This window comes from Nostoc sp., assembly GCF_036917395.1.
Classification (GTDB): Bacteria; Cyanobacteriota; Cyanobacteriia; order Cyanobacteriales; family Nostocaceae; genus Nostoc.
The window spans coordinates 56694-76245 of sequence record NZ_JBALDI010000067.1 but is presented as its reverse complement, the minus strand read 5'-3'; the positions used below and the strand labels follow the sequence as shown (position 1 = coordinate 76245).

General features: G+C 40.7%; 19 protein-coding genes and 1 pseudogene. 17 read left to right on the top strand and 3 right to left on the bottom strand.

The features are described from left to right. Positions 1-2: 2 nt before the first annotated feature. The 13 genes and pseudogenes from rplT (at position 3) to V7K46_RS22720 (ending at position 13004) form a co-directional block, all read left to right on the top strand. Positions 3-359, top strand: coding sequence for a 50S ribosomal protein L20 (rplT, locus tag V7K46_RS22775; protein WP_069069781.1), 357 nt, complete (start codon positions 3-5; stop codon positions 357-359). A 12-nt stretch (positions 360-371) separates the two neighbouring features. Continuing rightward, a complete protein-coding gene (locus tag V7K46_RS22770; protein ID WP_335117072.1) occupies positions 372-1184 on the top strand; it encodes a transporter substrate-binding domain-containing protein in 813 nt (270 codons plus the stop codon). A gap of 116 nt (positions 1185-1300) precedes the next feature. Then, the gene (locus V7K46_RS22765; RefSeq protein ID WP_335117070.1) at positions 1301-1825 is read left to right on the top strand and encodes a tetratricopeptide repeat protein; all 525 of its coding nucleotides are present in this window, start codon (positions 1301-1303) and stop codon (positions 1823-1825) included. 232 nt (positions 1826-2057) lie between these two features. Next, positions 2058-4040 carry a primary-amine oxidase gene (locus tag V7K46_RS22760; RefSeq protein WP_335117068.1) on the top strand — a complete coding sequence of 661 codons (1983 nt, stop codon included), beginning with the start codon at positions 2058-2060 and terminating at the stop codon, positions 4038-4040. A 120-nt stretch (positions 4041-4160) separates the two neighbouring features. After that, positions 4161-4730 (top strand): peptidylprolyl isomerase, encoded by a 570-nt coding sequence (locus V7K46_RS22755; RefSeq protein WP_335117066.1) that lies wholly within the window; start codon positions 4161-4163, stop codon positions 4728-4730. A 361-nt stretch (positions 4731-5091) separates the two neighbouring features. Further along, a complete protein-coding gene (gene bchB, locus V7K46_RS22750) occupies positions 5092-6618 on the top strand; it encodes a ferredoxin:protochlorophyllide reductase (ATP-dependent) subunit B (protein ID WP_335117064.1) in 1527 nt (508 codons plus the stop codon). Between the two features lie 273 nt (positions 6619-6891). After that, positions 6892-7110, top strand: a pseudogene (locus V7K46_RS32160) (DUF6883 domain-containing protein); the annotation flags it as partial. 12 nt (positions 7111-7122) lie between these two features. Continuing rightward, positions 7123-7374, top strand: coding sequence for a hypothetical protein (locus tag V7K46_RS22745; RefSeq protein WP_335117062.1), 252 nt, complete (start codon positions 7123-7125; stop codon positions 7372-7374). Next, positions 7352-7732 carry a hypothetical protein gene (locus V7K46_RS22740; RefSeq protein ID WP_335117060.1) on the top strand — a complete coding sequence of 127 codons (381 nt, stop codon included), beginning with the start codon at positions 7352-7354 and terminating at the stop codon, positions 7730-7732. The genes V7K46_RS22745 and V7K46_RS22740 overlap by 23 nt, the downstream gene beginning before the upstream one ends. A 221-nt stretch (positions 7733-7953) precedes the next feature. Next, the gene (locus V7K46_RS22735; protein WP_335117058.1) at positions 7954-8778 is read left to right on the top strand and encodes a DUF3825 domain-containing protein; all 825 of its coding nucleotides are present in this window, start codon (positions 7954-7956) and stop codon (positions 8776-8778) included. A gap of 186 nt (positions 8779-8964) precedes the next feature. Continuing rightward, complete coding sequence (locus V7K46_RS22730; RefSeq protein ID WP_335117056.1) at positions 8965-9255, top strand: type II toxin-antitoxin system Phd/YefM family antitoxin; 291 nt, start codon at positions 8965-8967, stop codon at positions 9253-9255. Then, positions 9236-9535: a Txe/YoeB family addiction module toxin gene (locus V7K46_RS22725; RefSeq protein ID WP_335117054.1), complete on the top strand. Its 300-nt coding sequence runs from the start codon at positions 9236-9238 to the stop codon at positions 9533-9535. Before V7K46_RS22730 ends, V7K46_RS22725 begins: the two co-directional genes overlap by 20 nt. 343 nt (positions 9536-9878) lie before the next feature. Next, complete coding sequence (locus tag V7K46_RS22720) at positions 9879-13004, top strand: plasmid replication protein, CyRepA1 family (RefSeq protein ID WP_335117052.1); 3126 nt, start codon at positions 9879-9881, stop codon at positions 13002-13004. Between the two features lie 833 nt (positions 13005-13837). Here the strand turns inward: V7K46_RS22720 and V7K46_RS22715 are convergent. After that, positions 13838-14122, bottom strand: coding sequence for a DUF2470 domain-containing protein (locus V7K46_RS22715; protein WP_335022487.1), 285 nt, complete (start codon positions 14120-14122; stop codon positions 13838-13840). A gap of 258 nt (positions 14123-14380) precedes the next feature. Between V7K46_RS22715 and V7K46_RS22710 the strand changes: the two genes are divergently transcribed. Beyond that, positions 14381-15136: a metallophosphoesterase family protein gene (locus V7K46_RS22710; protein WP_335117050.1), complete on the top strand. Its 756-nt coding sequence runs from the start codon at positions 14381-14383 to the stop codon at positions 15134-15136. A gap of 78 nt (positions 15137-15214) precedes the next feature. On the opposite strand, the gene V7K46_RS22705 is transcribed toward V7K46_RS22710, so the two are convergent. Further along, positions 15215-16078, bottom strand: a complete 864-nt coding sequence (locus tag V7K46_RS22705) for a M48 family metallopeptidase (protein WP_335117048.1) — start codon at positions 16076-16078, stop codon at positions 15215-15217. 391 nt (positions 16079-16469) lie between these two features. Between V7K46_RS22705 and V7K46_RS22700 the strand changes: the two genes are divergently transcribed. Then, a complete protein-coding gene (locus V7K46_RS22700) occupies positions 16470-17003 on the top strand; it encodes a DUF4330 domain-containing protein (RefSeq protein WP_273762176.1) in 534 nt (177 codons plus the stop codon). A 96-nt stretch (positions 17004-17099) separates the two neighbouring features. On the opposite strand, the gene V7K46_RS22695 is transcribed toward V7K46_RS22700, so the two are convergent. Next, positions 17100-18092 (bottom strand): metal ABC transporter solute-binding protein, Zn/Mn family, encoded by a 993-nt coding sequence (locus tag V7K46_RS22695; RefSeq protein WP_335117045.1) that lies wholly within the window; start codon positions 18090-18092, stop codon positions 17100-17102. A gap of 517 nt (positions 18093-18609) precedes the next feature. Between V7K46_RS22695 and V7K46_RS22690 the strand changes: the two genes are divergently transcribed. Further along, positions 18610-18945: a hypothetical protein gene (locus V7K46_RS22690; RefSeq protein WP_335117043.1), complete on the top strand. Its 336-nt coding sequence runs from the start codon at positions 18610-18612 to the stop codon at positions 18943-18945. A 245-nt stretch (positions 18946-19190) separates the two neighbouring features. Further along, positions 19191-19541: a YtxH domain-containing protein gene (locus V7K46_RS22685; RefSeq protein ID WP_273762171.1), complete on the top strand. Its 351-nt coding sequence runs from the start codon at positions 19191-19193 to the stop codon at positions 19539-19541. Positions 19542-19552: the final 11 nt, after the last annotated feature.

Sequence of the window (19552 nt, the reverse complement as noted above, 5' to 3'; positions counted from 1 at the left end):
TTATGACACGGGTAAAACGCGGTAATGTAGCTCGGAAGCGCCGCAATAAAATTCTCAAACTAGCTAAAGGTTTTCGCGGTTCCCACTCAACTCTGTTTAGAACTGCCAACCAACAAGTGATGAAGGCACTAAGGAGTGCCTACCGCGATCGCAAAAAGAAAAAGCGCGATTTTCGTCGCCTCTGGATCACCCGCATCAACGCTGCTTCAAGGCAACACGGCTTGAGCTACAGCCAGTTGATTGGTAACCTGAAAAAAGCTGATATCCAACTAAATCGCAAGATGTTGGCGCAATTGGCAGTCCTCGATCCGGCTAGCTTCGGCAAAGTTGCTGAACTAGCAAATCAAGCTAAAGGATAAAGGTGGCAACGGATGTACAACGGATGTAACAGATGGCAAGTAATTACTCGGTTACATCTGGTATTATCCGCCACTATTTTTTTGATATCTTGCTTTTCCATACTGGGGACAGGATTAACTGCATCTGCCGCCGAAATGCCAGAAATTCAGCAGCGGGGCTATTTAACTGTTGCAGTTAAAGATAACTTGCGTCCCTTGGGATTTAAAGATACCAGTGGCAATTTGCAAGGCTTAGAAATCGACTTGGCACAGCGCTTGGCAACTGATTTAGTTGGGACAAAGGCTGTAAAATTGAAACCTGTAGCGAATCGCGATCGCCTGTCTGTAGTCTTAGACAAGAAAGTTGATTTTGCGATCGCTAGGGTAACAGCAACTGAATCTCGCAGCCGCATAGTTAGTTTCAGTGTTCCCTACTATTTGGATGGCACTGTATTAGTTACAAAAGATGCCTCTGTTCAGCAATTGAGTGATTTGGCAAAACAAAAAATTGCCGTACTGAATAACTCCAGCACCATTGCTAAAGTGCGGTACTATGTGCCAAATGCCGAGTTAGTAGGAGTGAATTCCTATAACGAAGCACGAGAGGAAATAGAAAGTAATGCCGCCATAGCTTTTGCCGCAGATGCTAGCGTTCTGAGCGGTTGGGTGCAACAATATCCCCAATATCGGCTACTGCCAACCAAGCTATCAACTGAACCCTTGTCTGTAGTCATGCCCAAGGGATTGCAGTACGATGAGTTAAGACGAAATGTGAATCAAGCGATCGCTCGTTACTTAGAAGAAGGTTGGCTCCAGCAACGCTCTCAATATTGGGGTTTACCGTAACAGACGCGATTTATCGCGTCTGTTAAAATCATTATCCTCATCTGCCTCATCTCCCTCATGCCCAATAGGCTGATAATAGATTACAGAAGCAACTTTTAATATTTGTATTTGCAGCAATGGATAACAGTCTAGCCGTTGTTTATCTCTCAATTTTGGTGGTTCTACTCACAATTGCGGCCGTGGGTGTTTTTCGCCAGATTTTCAAAACTCGCAAGATTGAAGGCTCCTTTGGAAAATTGCGAAAGAAGTTAGAGAAAGAAAAGGGTACGACTCAAGAATATTATGAGTTAGCCAGTATTTATTCAGAAAAAAAAATGTATTCCCAAGCGATCAGCCTCTTTCAAAAAGCTCTGAAAGCTGCCCCAGAAGAGGGAGAAGAAAATATTGCCCCCATTTACAACGGGCTGGGTTATGTTTATTTTATCCAAGAGCAATATGACTTAGCAATTCGTCAGTATAAAGAAGCCCTTAAATCTAAACCAGACTACGTAACAGGGTTGAATAATCTCGGTCATGCTTACGAGAAGAAAAAGTTAAATAGTCAGGCGTTACAAACTTACGAAGAAGCACTAAAATTTGCTCCAAATAACTCTATTGCTAAACGCCGTGCTGAATCTTTACGCCGTTTGGTTTCTGCGTAAATTAAGACCTAACAAGAACAGCCCTTTTCTTACTAGCGTTGGGGAATAAGATTCAAAGGACAGAGAGGAATGGAAGTGAAGTCAGTGTGTATTGTATACAAACGAAAAGCACTATAGTCTCCAGTCCCCCCAACTATTAGCAAATTAATTTAGCTTTAGCTTCTTAATTTATCGGGTTTCAAGCTTCGGCTTAGAAATAGATAACTATACGTCTTTTGTAAGAATGTAAAAGATGATTAAGCGGCTAAAGCGTTTTTTGTGGCTAGCTATTCCCATCATTGTCGTCATTTCTCTCTCACTTGGATTAATGGGGAAATTAATGGCTCAACAGCCTTCAATTTCTCATCCACTTACTTCGCTAACAGAGGTAGAAATTAGCACAGCTGTTTCGATCATCAAAAGAGAAAAAACTTTGAGCGAAATGGCAGCTTTTCCACTGATCGCTTTACAAGAACCAGATAAAGAAGAAGTTCTTAAATTTACACCCGGTAAAGCTTTTGGGCGAAAAGCTTTTTTAGTAATCTATGAGCGAGCGCAAAACAAAACCTTTGAGGGAATTGTTGATCTGACAAGCAAAAGCTTAAGTTCTTGGAAAGAAATACCGTCTGTCCAACCTGCGATCGTCAATTCAGAATATGAACTAGCAACTCAGGTAGTCAAAGCCGATCCCCGATGGCAAAAAGCGATGCGAAGGCGGGGAATTACTGATTTCGATCAAGTCAAAATCAGTTCATGGGCCCCAGGAATCCTGAGTCAACAGGAAGAAGCAACAGGTAATCGTCTTTGTCGGAGCTTATCTTACTACAAGGGTAAAGGCTGGAACTATTACGGTAGTCCGATTGAAGGAGTCGTAGCAACAGTCAATTTGAACACAGGTAAAATCGCCAGTTTTGTTGACAGAGGAAATGTACCTTTCTCTAAGGAAAACTGGAACTACGATGTAAAGTCCTTGGGCAAATTACTTTCACCACTTAAAGCATTAAAGATTCTGCAACCAAATGGTGCAAGTTTCCAGATCAAAGACAATGAAATTAGCTGGCAAGGTTGGAAGTTTCGCTATTTAATGCATCCTCGGAATGGATTAATGCTGTACCAAGTGACGCACAAAGACGGGGAAAATATCCGACCAGTTTTATACCGCGCTAGCCTATCGGAGATGGTAGTACCTTATGGCGATCCTGAGCCTACTTGGTCATTTAGAAATGCCTTTGATGTTGGAGAATACAATCTTGGTTTGCTAGCAAATACGATGGAGTTAAATAAGGAAATTCCCGAAAACGGCCTGTTGTTAAATGCTGTATTTGCTAATGAGCAGGGAGAACCTTATGTAATGCCAGGGGTTATCGGTATCTACGAGCGCGATCGCGGAATGCTGTGGAAACACTATGAGTACAATACTCAGCGTAATGATGTTCGTCGCAGTCGAGAATTAGTGATATCGATGACTGCGGCCGTTGACAACTATGATTACAGCTTTAATTGGATTTTTCACCAGGATGGGACTTTGGAAGTCCAAAATGAATTAACGGGTATCGTCCTGGCGCAGGGAACGGCTGCCCAAAAGCAATCTGAAGGTAATTCCGATGGTCGGCTAATCGCTAAGAATATCTTCGGAGTAAATCACCAGCACTTTTTCAACTACCGCTTAGATTTCGATGTCGATGGTCAAGCTAATTCTGTGATGGAAATGAACGTGAAAGCTTTGCCGATGGATGAGAAAAATCTTTTAGGAAATGCGATCGCACTTGCAGAAACCCCACTAACAAAAGAAACAGCTGCTGTGCGCGATTTGGATATGAAAAGCAGTCGGGAATGGATGATTGTTAGTGCAGATAAGAAAAATCCGCTAGGCGCTGTACCTGGATATATGCTAATGCCTGGTGGAAACTCCATGTTTTTCCCAGTAGAAGGCTCAAAAATTCGTCAACGGGGAGAATTTGCGACTCACCACGTCTGGGTAACAAAATATAAACCTGCTGAACTTTATGCTGGCGGTGATTATCCTAACCAGACTCAACCAGGACAGGGTTTGCCAAAATATATTGCAGACGATGAGTCCTTGATGGGTGAAGATATCGTGCTGTGGTACACAATGGGCATAACTCATATTCCGCGATCGGAAGATTGGCCTGTGATGCCTGTTCACCAAATTGGCTTTAAGCTAGTCCCTAGAGGATTCTTTAGCCGTAATCCAGCGATTAATTTACCAGAGTAAAATATTAGTTTTCTAAAGTTCCCTTCGTTTACTTTTTTCGCAATCTGTAAACCTGTAACTTGAATGCTGATAAGCTTATCGTAGGTCAAAAACTGGCAGTTTTCATTCATAGGATACCTCATGAATTTTCCAGAAATTAATATTCCCGGTGATGGCGCACTACACGCTCGTTTAATTACTTCCTTGGGTCAAATTATAGTTCGTTTGGAGGAAGACAAAACCCCCAACACAGTCAAAAATTTTGTAGGTTTAGCAACCGGGACAATCGACTGGAAAGACCCTAAGACAAGTCAATCTCAGAAGGGGACTCCTGCCTACGATGGAATTCGCTTTCACCGAGTCATCCCTGATTTTATGATTCAATGTGGCGATCCCCTGGCTCGTTATCCAGATATGGCCAACCGTTGGGGTACTGGTGGCCCAGGATATCAATTTGAAGATGAGTTTCATCCTGAATTGAAACACTCTAGTGCCGGTATCCTCTCAATGGCAAATGCAGGACGCGGTACTAATGGTTCACAATGGTTCATTACAGAAGGGCCAACGCCTCATCTTGACCGCAAACACAGTGTTTTTGGTAAAGTTGTCGAAGGTATGGATATAGTCAACCGCATCGCCAATGTGGCTACGACTAGAGATCGTCCGAATCAAGATGTAGTATTAGAAAAAGTAGAAATTTTTCGGCAGTAATTAACGCCTCTCTAAGTTAATTTATACTCCCTCGAATGAAGAAACTACGCTAATATTATTCCCCTCTTTTTTAAGGGGGGTTAACATCCCGCCCCAAATTGAAAACAAATTTGCCGAAAAATTAAGATTTATTTAAATAAAACAACAGCCATGTTGTTAAAATCATCAGCTAGATCCCAATCAGTAAGCAGATTTGAGGGATGCCTACGCCTATGCACTCCAGATAAAACCCTTACAACTCTTCACTTATTCAGGGCTACAAGTTTTGAGACAATCAGAAACGATTTAATAATAATCAAGCACTTATAGTCCACTCTTATCGGACTCCATGTTATTTCTGTTGAAAAGGGAGAACACAAACATGAAATTGGCTTACTGGATGTATGCAGGCCCAGCCCACATCGGCACTCTGCGAATCGCTAGCTCTTTTAAAAATGTCCATGCGATCATGCACGCCCCCATTGGCGATGACTACTTTAACGTCATGCGCTCCATGCTATCGCGGGAGAGGGATTTTACTCCGGTGACAACCAGTGTCGTTGACCGCAACGTTTTGGCACGCGGTTCTCAAGAGAAGGTGGTAGATAACATCACCCGCAAGGATGCCGAGGAACACCCGGATCTGATTGTGTTAACTCCCACCTGTACTTCCAGCATTTTGCAAGAAGACTTGCACAACTTTGTCGAACGGGCACAGTTGGAAGCGAAAGGAGACGTAATGCTGGCGGATGTGAACCACTACCGCTACAACGAACTGCAAGCAGCCGATCGCACTCTCGATCAAATTGTCCAATACTACATTGAAAAAGCTCGGAGGCGGGGCGAATTGGCAGAGGGCAAAACTGCAAAGCCCTCGGTTAACATTATCGGTACTACTACCCTTGGTTTCCACAATAATCACGACTGCACCGAACTGAAACGGTTGATGGCTGACTTGGGGATTGAGGTAAATACCTTAATTCCCGAAGGTGCTTCGGTGAAGGATTTGAAGAAGATGTCCAAAGCCTGGTTTAACCTGGTGCCTTACCGTGAACTTGGTTTAACCACAGCTCGTTACCTGGAAGAACAATTCGGCACACCTTATATAGACATTACTCCAATGGGTGTAGTGGAAACTGCCCGTTGTATTCGCAAGATTCAGCAGGTAATTAACGCTCAAGGTGCAGAAGTTGACTACGAAGACTTCATCAATGAGCAAACCCTCTATGTATCTCAGGCTGCTTGGTTCTCCCGTTCGATTGACTGTCAAAACTTGACTGGCAAAAAAGCTGTGGTCTTTGGTGACAACACCCACGCCGCCGCCATCACCAAGATTCTGGCGCGAGAAATGGGGATTCATGTTGTTTGGGCTGGAACCTACTGCAAATATGATGCAGACTGGTTCCGGGAACAGGTTAGCGAGTATTGCGATGAAGTGCTAATCTCCGAAGATCATGGTGCAATTGGGGATGCGATCGCTCGTGTCGAACCCTCTGCCATTTTCGGTACCCAAATGGAACGCCACGTTGGTAAGCGCTTGGATATTCCCTGTGGCGTAATTGCTGCACCAATCCACGTCCAAAACTTCCCCATTGGTTATAAACCATTTATGGGTTACGAAGGCACGAATCAGATTACAGATTTAATCTACAATTCCTTCACTTTAGGAATGGAAGATCACCTATTAGAAATCTTTGGTGGTCATGATACCAAAGAAGTAATTACTAGGGGAATTTCTGCTGATTCTGATTTGAATTGGACAAAAGATGGTCAAGCAGAATTGAATAAGATTCCTGGATTTGTTCGCGGGAAAGTGAAGCGTAATACTGAGAAATTTGCCCGCGATCGCGGTTTCAAAGAAATCAACGCTGAGGTATTGTACGCCGCGAAGGAGGCTGTCGGGGCTTAGATTAGCGATTAATCGAGAATATTAAGGGGTGAGGAGTTATGTATACTCTTTACCCCCATTTTTTTTGCTTTAGTGATAAAAATTAAATTATGAGATATCATAGATTTAATATTAATTTTTATATATTTCTCTCAATAACTATTTAAAATAACTAAATTAAATATAATGAAAATACCATCAGGTTTAGTAATTCAAGATGAAAAAATAACTAAATACCTACTTGTTTATCAACCTAAAAATGATAAATAAAGATATCTAGCTTTAGCAGGATATAATCTTGATAACTGGGAACTTCTTAAGAACGATATAATAAATGCTGTAGAAGGTTCTGAAATTGCAAAAGTTACCCCTAATGATTGGGGGACTCAGTTTAAGGTTAAAAGTGAGTGGACTGGGCCTAATGGTCAATTAATTAAGATAATTACTATCTGGCAACAAGATGAAGAAACAGAATTTGTTAAATTTATAACACTATATCCTGATAAATCATAGGAGAATTAAACGATGACAACAGCTAGTTTATTTCAGTGGGTAGAACTGAAGCAGAATGTTCCTAATAGTCCTGTAAAAGCTGGCAATAGAGGGGTTGTGTTGGATCATTTGCGTCCTACTAAAACTCAGCAAGAGCCAGGATATATTTTAGAAATCTTTAAAGACAGTGAAACTCTAGATGTTGTTTCTGTGCCTATTTCCTGGGTCAATCCTCTACCTGAAACCTGGGGAAGTATTGAACATGATACAAGGCAGACAGTTTAAAGCAGAAAAAATCAAACTCATGGCTGACTATGGATGCTATCCGCTATGGTGGGTAAGTCCTGAGAAAGTTGGTAACATTGACCCAGAAACATTGCCATTAATTCCAGAAACTATTAAACGCCTGAATAAATGGGAAGAAATTTATAATGCAAAGTTGAACTGGCAAGATCCTGCTAACTCATCAGGTTTCCTAAGTGAAGAAGCTGAAGCGGCTTTTGAGGAAGAAGGAATCAGCCTGTGGAAGCAATTGCAAACAGAACTTGCACCTAATTATCAAGTTGTTTATTTCAGTGAGCTATTAAGCAAGGTTTTAATTCATCCTAGTGAATTAGAAGTTTTACCTGCTATTCAGCAATGATTTCACCTAACATAATATAAATTTAATACAACACCAATAAATTTAATTGCGATCGCAGTTTCAAAGAAATCAACGCTGAGGTGTTGTACGCTGCCAAGGAAGCTGTAGAGGTGTAGTTTACGAGTTAGCGATTAAAAAATTTAGGGGTATTCCTTGCCAATTCCTTTAGTTATGTTTATGATTGAGAGGTATTTAATAATACTAGCTATTTAAGTAATTTTATGCCTTCAAAAGAAGATTTGTTAGAACAATACGGTTCAGTCAGAACAAGCCATGTCTTAGAACAGCTTTATAACTTTGCATTTGTTACTCCAACTGCCATCGATAACCTAAACAGGCAAGCCCTAGATGAGGACTGGGGAAGGGAACTGAATGTTTTAAAAAAATACATAGCAATAACTCTGTATTGGAGCATAGAACAAGGTAGATTTATAGAAGTTACAGGTGGCTTTATTGTGACTGCGGGCTTACTGAGAAATAGGTATAGCGTACCAATCTATCTGAAGTTTGAACAAAACACTCGTTCGTCAAATCAACCGTGGGCATTGACCTTTGCAGGTTTAGGACACGATATTGATGGTGTATCTGAATTTCCAGCAGCTCCAGAGGTTCCTAGATCACCAGAAATTCCTATTGGTAATGAGATAGTTGTCAGGGACGAGCATATATTAGGAGAGCGTTCTGAGAGAGTACCTTTTCTTCAAGGTATAGGAAATGTAGCTCAAATTTGTGCTTTAACTGGTGCTATCCAATGGTCAATTTATAGAGGGCTTCAACAACCGTGCTGGTACTTTGGAAAAGTACAATATTACGTTCCTATTTACCTTCAAAATCAAGAAAATATTACAGCTACTCCTGATTTAGTAGTACCTATTGAAATTGGTCAAGATAACCTACCTATATTTGTTCGTACTGCATTAAACCCTGAAAGTCAGACTAACTACTACAGCAATATACGACCAGTTGTAGCAAGAGCTGATCAGCTTAAACCTTGGGTAGTTAGTAGCTGGGTTACAAAAGTAGTATCAAGCGATGAGGTCGAGTAATGGAAATCTTAGAGTGTTGGGTTAAAAATACTTATAAAGTATGAAGCAAAAGTAAAGAAGCGATCGCCCTATTCTAAAATCGTTAATATTAGTTACTTTTATTACATTGCTGAAAGAGCGATCACGCCTGTAAACAGTCAAGCTATTATGTACTGTAAAGCCTACAGCATTAAGAAATATCCCACCATGTCCAACCAGACAAACTTGACTGATGCTCGTAACAACCTAGCCGAACTCTGCAATCAAGTAGTTGCAGATAGAGAAGTGGTAATTATTACTCGACAAGAAGGCGAAAACGTCGCCCTAATTGCTGTTGATGAACTAGATAGTTTATTAGAAACATCTCATTTACTTCGTTCACCTAAAAATGCAGTCCGTCTGTTAACTGCTTTGGAAAGAGCAAAAGTTAGAACTTTAAAACCTCAAAATATTAACGAACTACGTCAGGAATTGGGTGTTGACGAAGAAGAAGGATGAAACCCAACCCCAAGAAAATAAAGTTCGAGATGCTGTATTTCATCCAGAATTTCGGGAAGACCTCACTTATTGGGTAGAGACAAACCGCAAAACTGCGCTTCGCGCTTTTGACTTAATTGAATCAATTATGCGAGATCCTTTTACAGGGATTGGGAAACCTGAACCATTGAAATACTTAGATTCAGATGCTTGGTCGCGGCGACTTACTCAAGAACATCGGATTGTTTATCTAGTAAGTGATGACCGAATTGATTTTCTTCAAGCTAGATATCACTACTGAAATAGCACATAGCTACAAGCCACTGGGCATCTACTATTCCTGACAAAGCTTATCTTACAAGATGTTACCATATAGCGATCGCTGCTGCAACCCCTCAAGCGATCGCATTCCTTAACGCAGAAATTTACTGATAAATAAAAATTAATTGCGAACAAATATCACAATACAAAATTATTACTTCGAGGATCTAATAGGCAGAATAACCCACTAGAGCCTTAACCGATGTGTCTCAGATAACGAAGTAAAAAAAGCATCGTAAAAGCCTCGCAATCTCTCTTAGAGAAAAAAAGTAGATGCATGTTAATGTTTTAATCTCATTGACTTTCCCTTCACACCTTTTCCTATGCATCTGCACTATTTACACCCTCAACACCTTGAAGAACTAGTCAAGAGTAGTGGTATAGACTTACACTTAGTGCAACTAAATTTTAGGTCACTCCAAGACGTAACTGCTTATGAGTACCTATTGATTTCTGAGCTACTCCCCCGCACTAATACCGGAATGGTGAAGAGTGGATGGTTGCAGCGTTATGCTCATATCACTGAAGGTGGTTGGTGGTGTTCGGGGTTAGACCCTTTGAATAATTGGCAAATGATGGAATGGGGATGCTTTAAGCCAAACCAACCCCGACAGAATCACAATGGTAAGTCCATCAAATACGAACATCCTCCCAGCACTCCAACGCGGGTGTTTTGTTTGCGGGTAACGCTGCAAGTATGGCAGCAAGTCGCTGGGCGTTACAATTTGGTCATGCCTGATAATATCACCATTACTGCTGATGGTGAAGTTGAAGGCTTTTGGCAATGGGTGATGCAACAGAACATTCCCCTCCTTATCTGCGAGGGTGTGAAGAAAGCAGCTACACTGTTGACGCAAGGATATGCAGCTATTGCCATTCCCGGAATTACCAGTGGTTATCGGGTTATCAAAGATGAATTTGGTAAAGTTACCCGTCGTCAGCTTATTCCCGACTTAGCAGCATTTGCAATTACAAAGCGTAGCTTTTATATTTGCTTTGATTTTGAAACTCAACCTAAAAAAATTGCTGCTGTAAATAATGCTATTTCCCAACTCGGTTGTTTATTCCAGCAAAAAAATTGCCCTGTTAAAGTCATTGAACTTCCAGGAATGGAAAAAGGAGTTGATGAGTTTATCGTTGCTAAAGGTGCAAGTAGTTTCGATAAACTTTACCGTCAAAGTATTTATTTAGAAATTTATCTTGCTCAAACCAAACCCCACACCGAGTTAAGCATTCCTGCTGCACTCACCTTCAATCGCCCTTATATAAGTGAAATACCTTTCCCAACTTCTGGATTAGTAGGAGTTAAATCAGCAAAAGGAACAGGTAAAACTACAGCACTGCAAGCCGTTGTTCAGCAAGCAAAAAGCATAAATCGACCTGTTTTGTTAATTACTCACAGAATTCTACTAGGAAGATTTTTGTGTGAAAAAATTGGTATTCAATGGGGAATAGAGAAAAATTCAAAATTCAAAATTCCTAACTCCTGTATAGACGCGATTAATTGCGTCTCTCCTCTGAAATCTCTTGGATTGTGCGTTGATTCTATTTGGAAACTTAACCCTGAAAATTGGCGGGGAGCAATAGTAATTCTGGATGAAGTAGAGCAATCTTTGTGGCATCTATTAAATAGTAATACTTGTAAACACAAGCGTGTAAAAATATTAAAATTATTCCAGCAATTAATTTCCACAGTTTTAACAACTGGAGGGTTAGTAATTGCCCAAGATGCTGATTTATCAGATGTTTCACTTGAATATTTACAGGGATTGGCAGGAATTAAATTAACACCTTGGGTAGTTCTCAACCAGTGGAAACCTCAGCATGGTTGGGACGTAACTTTTTATGATTCGCCGAACCCAACACCGCTAATTCACCAACTGGAATTGGATTTACTTGCTGGACGTAAATGTTACGTTACTACCGATAGTCGCGCTGGACGTTACAGTTGTGAAACAATTGAGCGTTATCTGAAAGAGCGGTTACAAAAATTACGACGGCAATTTCCTAAAACTCTAGTAGTTAGTAGCCACACTACAAACACACCTGGCCACGCAGCGGTTGATTTTATCGCAGCTATCAATCAAAAAATCTCTGAATATGACGGCGTTTTTGTTACTCCTAGTCTTGGTACAGGAATTAGTATTGATGTCCAACATTTCGACCGAGTTTATGGCATTTTTCAAGGAGTAATTCCTGATTCGGAAGCAAGACAAGCATTAGCGAGAGTGCGGGATGATGTTCCACGTATTGTCTGGTGCGCTAAACGAGGTATTGGCTTAATTGGTAGTGGTAGTACAAATTATCGCTTGTTATCTGATTGGTATCAAGAAAATCAAAAAGAAAATTTAGCTTTGCTTAGTCCATTACATAAAATAGATGTGGATTTACCTTTAATTCATGACCCGATTCATTTGCGAACTTGGGCCAAGTTATCTACACGTGTAAATGCTTCTATTCGCCTCTACCGACAATCGATGCAAGATGGTTTGATTGCTGATGGGCATCAAATTCAGATGCGGAGTAATGCTGTTCATAATAATATTATTCGAGATTTACGCCTGGCCTTTTTGGCAACTGATGCTGATGATTTAGCTACCCGCAGAAGATTAATTTTAGAAATTGTCAAAGTTCAAAAAGATTGGACGCAAAGCCGTCAAAAAGCTAAAGAAATTAAACGCAAAATTCAAGATATTAAGCAGCAAAATCAACTCTCGTTAGCAACTGCTATAGCTAATGCTCAAGATATCGATTATATAGAATATGAGCAGCTATTAGTGAAGCATTCCCTAACTGATGGAGAACGCAACCAAATCAATAAATATGTTCTTAGACAAAGATATGGTGTAGAAATTACTCCTTGGCTGAAGTTGCAGGATGACCACGGATATTATCCTCAACTATTAATTCACTATTATTTAACTCACGAAAGCGAGTATTTTCATGTTAGAGATGAGCAAGAATGGCATCAGCAATTATCTTGGGGTGAAGGTAAAGTTTTCCTACCAGATTTGAAAACTTATACGCTTAAAGTTGAGGCAATGAGAGCCTTAGGAATGCTTCAGTTTCTCGAAGCAGAACGAGAATTTACCGAGAGTAATCCAGATTTGATATTGCTTAAAAATGTTGTTTTTCAGCATAGTAAGCATATTAAAAGAGCGCTTGGTATTAACTTAGTTGGGGAGAAAGAGCAGGTTTCAGCAATAAAAATACTCAGGCGATTGTTAAATTTGTTAGGTTTGAAACTAAAGCAGGTAAATGAGGTTTATCAAATCGACTTGGAAAGGCTTTATGATGGCAGAGAGAAAATATTTGCAGTTTGGCATCAACGGGATGAGTTGATGTTGGCTCATGTTAAGAGGGTTGGCTATGAGTTGCCTGATTATTCTTCAGACTGGAAGCTTGAAATTATCCAAACCAAGCCTTATGCCGCAGTGGTCAACAAATAATTAAAAATTGTGAATATCCTGTAGCTTAATATCTAATGGTGATGCTGTCATGCTTCTAAAATGTAGCATTTAAATCATTTCAAAAATACAGCACTTACGATGCCTGCGGCGGGCTACGCCTACGCACCCAATACGGTTCGGTTAAGGCAAGAGACGCGATAAATCGCCGTCTCTACAAAGGACTGATTATTGTAAAGACGGCGATTTATCGCGTCTTTGCGATCTAGGGCGTGTCATCAAAAAACCTTATCCGAACCGTATTGCCTACGCACCTGCAAAATGTGGGATTTACAGCAGTTTTCATTTCTTTGAAGCACATAGATTGTAGGCACAGCATTGCTCATGCGTGTCAACTTAAGCTGAAAGCCAGTAAGCGAAAAAGCTTTTAGAGATTGTCTCGTTCCCAGTTTCTGACTGGGAATGCCTAATATGAGGCTCCGCCTCAAGACTAGCGGCACCGCAATGAAAGAGCATTTCCAGCCTCTGGCTGGAAACGAGGTTTTAAAAGAGTTTAGCTTAAGTTGACACCAAGGAGCATTGCTGTGCCCCTACACCGTGGTCTATTTACCTGAAAATAGCTGTAAGTACGATTGCTTTAAAAAATCAAGATTGTCAGACCATATTACAACCTGAACTAATGGAAGCGATCGCTATATTTTACTTAAGTAGAACGGCGTAAATAATTAAAAGTTTGTAGTATACCCCTTTGGATATCTTGCTACACGAACAAAAAAGGGCTTGAGTCGCTTACCACAAACTCAATTACAATAACTTTACATTGCAAAACACATAGTTTGATTTATTCCCGCCGACTTACTTACCTATCCCAATTTCTACTTTGCCTTCACCCGCGCCTGCTTCACCATCGCAATTAAAGTTTGATGGGCATCTTCCGCATCTGCTAAAACATGATCAAACTGAATGCGGACTGGCACAGCTTCCCCATTCACTTGCGCTGTTAAATCCATACCTTGTGCATCAATTGACAGCATTTGTGCTGCAATCGCATCTGTTATACCGCCAAAAGACTTAGCATAAATAACTATGGCATCAGCATGATCATCATTCATATGCTTGCAGATGCGCGAACTAATATCAGCAGAGAAATCCTTAGACATTGTTGAGATAAAAATTTAGCAATACAGCAACAGCTTACATTTTAAAATTTTAAGCTAACGCGGGTGAAATTTGCTGATTTTCTTTCTTAGCAGTAAAAACTGTGCATCTTACCCTATCTTCATCATCAATATATTTTATTTCTAGGTGAATAATTAAATTAAAATAAAACTTATTCAGTATTTTTACCTTCCATTACGGAAACCAGACAGCTTAAACTGTAGCAGAAGTATTAGCCAAACTATTGAAGCTAAGAGACAATGAGCGAAATTAGCCCCAGACGAATTGTAATTGGGGATGTGCATGGTCACTATGAAGGTTTGATGACATTGTTGGAGGCGATCGCCCCCACCTCAGATGATCAAGTCTATTTTTTGGGAGACTTAATTGATCGCGGTCCTCACAGCGCACAAGTAGTTAATTTTGTCAAGCGACATAACTACCCATGTTTGCTGGGAAATCATGAGCAGATGTTATTAAACATTCTGACCAATGAAAGAACCTCCTCGCCGACGATGCAAGCATGGTTGTATAGTGGGGGGCAAGCTACCGTAGCCAGTTACCACGAGGCTACAATTCCTGATGACCATCTAGATTGGTTGAAGACTTTGCCTACATATCTCGACTTGGGGGATATTTGGTTAACTCATGCTGGTGTTGACCCTTGCAAGTTGGTGACAGAACAAACTGCCGATCAACTGTGCTGGATACGAGAGGAATTTCATAGTATTGAAAAACCCTACTTTCCAGATAAGCTAATTATCATTGGTCACACCATTACCTTTACTCTGCCGGGTGTTTCTCCTGGTAAACTGGCACAAGGACAGGGATGGCTAGACATAGATACTGGCGCTTATCATCCCCGGAGTGGCTGGTTGACTGGACTGGATGTTACGAATAATTTAGTTTATCAAGTTAACATTTTTAAAGACTATTTTCGTGCCCTGCCCTTAAAAGATGTAGTGATCAGCGTTGATCCAGCCAAAATCAAAGTCGATCGCCGCAACAAGAATTGAGCATCATTCGAGATGGGAAGATGAGGGAGATAGGCGAAATCAGGGAGATGGGGCAGAAATGACCCCTGACTCTTGACTTTAAGACCGTACTAATGGTCGAATATTAGTTTTATAACTAGCTTTATCCAAGCCATAATTTCCATTACTGGGTTGAGAGTTAATTGCACTTCTGAGGGCATCAATGCGATCGCTGGTTCCGGGGTGCGTACTCAAAAATGTTGGAGCAGAACCACCTTTTTTCAGCAGCTTTTGCATAAAGGAAACCATTGCAGACTGGGCGTAACCAGTTCGTGTCAAAGTTCGTAGTCCTCTTTGATCAGCCTCAAATTCATTTTTACGACTGCGTGGCAAGTCTCGCGCTAACTGGACACCAATTTGCACCGCCGTATTCCGGTCTAAGCCAGCAGCTGTTAATAAGCCACCTTCGAGCGCTTTTTGCTGCATCTGTTTGACTACGTGTTTCCCACCAATGTGACCAATTTCATGGGCGAGTACACTTGCTAGTTCCGCTTCATTGTCTGCGATTTTCAGCAAACCCGTGTGGACATATACATAGCCGCCCAAGGTAGCAAAAGCATTAATACTGTCATCTTGAACTACTTGGAAGGTATAGGGTAGATCGGGGCGATCGCTATTAGCCGATAAACGCCTACCAACTTGTTCCACATAACGATTAACTTCGGGATTGCGGTAAAGCCGGACTTGACTACCGACTAATTCTTGATTAATCTGCTTACCAAGATCAACTTCTTGGTTAGGGGATATATTAGAAAGCTGAAATGCCTGAACTCCTTGAAGTAGAAGAGGCAAGAAGTCTAAAGTTCTTCCAGGCAAGGGTGTACTTAGGCACAGACTCAGGGCAACTACCACTGAAATTAAAGGGTAAAACCAGCGACGCCGCCACACACGGGAATTTGCAACAAAACTTTTCCAGTTGAACATAATACACTCTGAAGATTATTTTGGGAGAACATAAAATGATGGGACAAATTATCAGACGGATTTAGAGTATTCTAAGTTGCATTCTTAACTCAAGACCAAAGGAGTTGTTATACAGCTAATGTATAGGCAAAGCTACGGAATTGCGGGGGTTGGCGATTCCCTGTAGAGATAGGCTTAAACACGAGATATTAATTTCTGGGTGCGTCAGTCTTAACAGGCAAAAGTTTGAGGGTTATGCCACCCCTGTAGAACTTCCGAACTCGTGATAAACTGTCGCATAACCGCAATCCCCAGCCCCTTTGAGTTATTACCAAATAGGGAAAATTGCCGTTCCCATCGAAAGCCTTCTTGCTACAATCAATTACTTCGCTATTACCTCGGAAAAGTTTTTATGGCTATTTTAGATTCAAAAGGTCGCTTGTTCGGCAAAATCAATCTTCTAGATTTAGGTGCTGCGCTGGTAATTCTGCTAGTTATATTTGGCATCTTTATCTTCCCTGGTACTTCTGGTTCTGTTGCCCAAGTTGGTGCGAAAACAGTACCCATAGAAGTAGATTTAGTAGTCCGTGGTTTGAATGTCCGTGACCCGGAACAATTATTCAATAACGGATTAAAAAAAGGCGGAAAAACTAATGTGATTATCCGCAATCAACCCCACGGAGAGATTGAGATTAAATCCATTCAACAGCTACCTAGAACAATCAATATTCCCCAACCTGATGGTACTGTTAAAGAATTGCCAGATCCAAAAACCAATAATTTTAGTACAGATTTGATTTTGACTTTAGATGGCAAAGCCCAACTCACTGAAAATGGGCCAGTTCTGGGTAACAGTAAAGTTAAAATTGGTATGCCATTTGAATTGGAAGGCTTTAACTACAACTTCAATGCAACTGTTATTGATCTCAGATTAAAAGACAAATAGCAATCCCATTTTCATCTTAAAAAAAGAAGCTGATAAACCGAATTTTCTGTAATCTAAAAAAACTCGGTTTATCAGATTACTCAATTGAGGTTATAACTACTGAGCAGCTTTTGCTTGAAACATTAAATACGTCCCTTCTAATCCCTCTACAATTGTGCGTGTATTGGCAATCATCATTTTCTGATAAGTGTCTGCCTCACTTCCTGGTTCACCAAGTCCCTGAGCATACAACTTCCTCTCAGAAATTTTCACTTGAGCAACTCTTGCTACAGATTGAAGTAAATTAGGGTTAATTGCCGTCTCAGCAAAAATTGTTGACACTTTCGCCTGTTTAATATTTGTAACCAAATTTTTCACTCTTGCAGCTGTTAGGTTTTTGTCAGTACTAATGCCTTGTAATCCCCCTACTAATGAAATACCGTATGCTTTGGTGTAATAACTCAGTGCATCAGAGTTTGTAACTAACTTCCGTTCTTTAGTAGGAATACTCGCAATTCTTGACTTAATCCAGCTATCTAGTTGAGTGAGTTCATTTGTGACTTTTCTGGTATTGCTAGTATAAGTCGCGGCATCACTAGATTCTAATTTTCCCAGGTTGCTATTAATTACTTCCACCATCCTGACCGCATTCTTAGTATTGTGCCAAAGATAAGGATCGTTTACTTTCTTATCGCCTCGCTGAAATTTTTGTGGCTTAGGCACTGCAAGTTGACCGACGGCTATTTTCGGTGCAGAGTTTTTAGTCGCTTTAATTAATTTGATCAGATTTGGTTCTAAATTATAGCCACTATAAAGAATAAGATTAGCTTGCTCAATGGCTTTACGATCCTCCGGTTTTGGTTTATAAAATTGAGGGTTGGCAGTAGGAGAAATCAAGCAGGTAAGGTTAACAGTATTTCCGGCAACCTGTCTGGTTAAGTCGCATAGTACACTTGTAGTTGCTACGACTTGGGGAAGATTCTCATTTACCTGCGTGGTAGTTTGAGTAAATGTAGTTCTTGCAGTTTGATTTCCGCATCCAACAAATCCAATCGTCAAAGCAACAAGAATAGCTCGTAAGGAATTATTTGATGGTGGTTTTTTTGACATCCTAAACTCCTACTGGATGTATAAAAAAAGATAATCATTATTATTAAACAAGTCAGAATTTTGAATTCTGAATTCAGCTTAGGTAATTAGCGATCGCTGTGCTAACACCAAAGGCGAACTGAACCTTTGAAGGGAATAGAGAAAAAAGACCCAGCAATTTTTGGTAAGTGAACTACAAATGAGGTTTTTGCAGGCAAAAACTTCGCTTCACGCGACAGGCTGCAAAACTGCTAGGGATAAAAGCACAATCAGCAAAGCGATGCTAGGGTGTCTTTGGTAAGAAGTGTAGTGCAGTTCTCTCACCATCTGCTGAAGCGGCTATACCATTGTGCTTATGTGCCGCCAAAGTCGCAAATTGACTAGAATTATCCGCTTAAGGAGAGAAACATAGTGATGATGGGGCCTATTGATCATACGGGTTGATTTCGCAAACCAAGTCGTGAATCTAAGGCAATTGTAACTGCGGTTTTGTGAGGTGTGGGCATATGCTTGTTACAAATATTGGTGAAGATAAATAATGGTAATTTTAGTTATCCTCGTTAACACCCTGATTTCGCTGATACTATTCTATGTGGCTTGGCGAGTGTGGCAACTCAAGGAGCAGTTAGCATACATAGCAGATAAGTTAACCGTCTATGAAAGTTGTACCCATGCAGCACTGAATAAAGCACCCGAAAATATTTATCTTAGCCAGGAGAATATTTACAACTTACGGCAGAAAAATCAAGCACTACAAATGCAAATTCAACAAGTGCGGCAAATTATCAGTCTACTTTTGCTAGGACAACAAATCTGGCAGCGTTATTTTCGGAGGCTAGAGTTAACACCTGGGAAAAAAACAGTCGCAAAATGAGTTATGTCAAGTTCGGATGAACATTTATAATTAGGGCTGACACGGGGATGCGGTGACACAAGGAGGTGAGGATACGGTGAGACGGTGACACTAGGAGTTTTAAATTATAAGTAATTAACAGTTTCGATATTAAAGCAACATTTTTGGCTGATATTTTGTCACGATAGATTAACTGGATAAAATCGTTTAAATCTTGCAAGGGTAGAAAACCCACCTAAAATGGGTGTAAGGAGAGAAACAACAAGATGTCTAATAACCGTTCTGGAGTATTTATTGGCGGTTTGATGCTGGGAGCTACCATCGGTGCTTTGACCGGTTTGCTCGTAGCTCCACGCACAGGGCGCGAAACGCGTAAAATTTTGAAGAAATCTGCCAATGCTATCCCAGAATTGGCAGAAGATTTATCAACGAGTGTACAAATCCAGGCAGATCGTCTCTCAGCCAGCGCACTGCGAAACTGGGATGAGACTTTAGATAGATTACGGGAAGCGATCGCAGCAGGTGTAGATGCCAGTCAGCAAGAAAGCCAAGTCTTAAAGCGGCAAACATCTGTTGAAGACTCAGATTCTCTTGCCCAGCAATTAGAACGCTCATAAATAACATAACC

Coding starts and splice junctions, on each gene's coding strand:
- rplT (WP_069069781.1), top strand. CDS start 3: ATGACACGGGTAAAACGCGGTAATGTAGCTCGGAAGCGCCGCAATAAA.
- V7K46_RS22770 (WP_335117072.1), top strand. CDS start 372: ATGTACAACGGATGTAACAGATGGCAAGTAATTACTCGGTTACATCTG.
- V7K46_RS22765 (WP_335117070.1), top strand. CDS start 1,301: ATGGATAACAGTCTAGCCGTTGTTTATCTCTCAATTTTGGTGGTTCTA.
- V7K46_RS22760 (WP_335117068.1), top strand. CDS start 2,058: ATGATTAAGCGGCTAAAGCGTTTTTTGTGGCTAGCTATTCCCATCATT.
- V7K46_RS22755 (WP_335117066.1), top strand. CDS start 4,161: ATGAATTTTCCAGAAATTAATATTCCCGGTGATGGCGCACTACACGCT.
- bchB (WP_335117064.1), top strand. CDS start 5,092: ATGAAATTGGCTTACTGGATGTATGCAGGCCCAGCCCACATCGGCACT.
- V7K46_RS22745 (WP_335117062.1), top strand. CDS start 7,123: ATGACAACAGCTAGTTTATTTCAGTGGGTAGAACTGAAGCAGAATGTT.
- V7K46_RS22740 (WP_335117060.1), top strand. CDS start 7,352: ATGATACAAGGCAGACAGTTTAAAGCAGAAAAAATCAAACTCATGGCT.
- V7K46_RS22735 (WP_335117058.1), top strand. CDS start 7,954: ATGCCTTCAAAAGAAGATTTGTTAGAACAATACGGTTCAGTCAGAACA.
- V7K46_RS22730 (WP_335117056.1), top strand. CDS start 8,965: ATGTCCAACCAGACAAACTTGACTGATGCTCGTAACAACCTAGCCGAA.
- V7K46_RS22720 (WP_335117052.1), top strand. CDS start 9,879: ATGCATCTGCACTATTTACACCCTCAACACCTTGAAGAACTAGTCAAG.
- V7K46_RS22715 (WP_335022487.1), bottom strand. CDS start 14,122: ATGTCTAAGGATTTCTCTGCTGATATTAGTTCGCGCATCTGCAAGCAT.
- V7K46_RS22710 (WP_335117050.1), top strand. CDS start 14,381: ATGAGCGAAATTAGCCCCAGACGAATTGTAATTGGGGATGTGCATGGT.
- V7K46_RS22705 (WP_335117048.1), bottom strand. CDS start 16,078: ATGTTCAACTGGAAAAGTTTTGTTGCAAATTCCCGTGTGTGGCGGCGT.
- V7K46_RS22700 (WP_273762176.1), top strand. CDS start 16,470: ATGGCTATTTTAGATTCAAAAGGTCGCTTGTTCGGCAAAATCAATCTT.
- V7K46_RS22695 (WP_335117045.1), bottom strand. CDS start 18,092: ATGTCAAAAAAACCACCATCAAATAATTCCTTACGAGCTATTCTTGTT.
- V7K46_RS22690 (WP_335117043.1), top strand. CDS start 18,610: ATGGTAATTTTAGTTATCCTCGTTAACACCCTGATTTCGCTGATACTA.
- V7K46_RS22685 (WP_273762171.1), top strand. CDS start 19,191: ATGTCTAATAACCGTTCTGGAGTATTTATTGGCGGTTTGATGCTGGGA.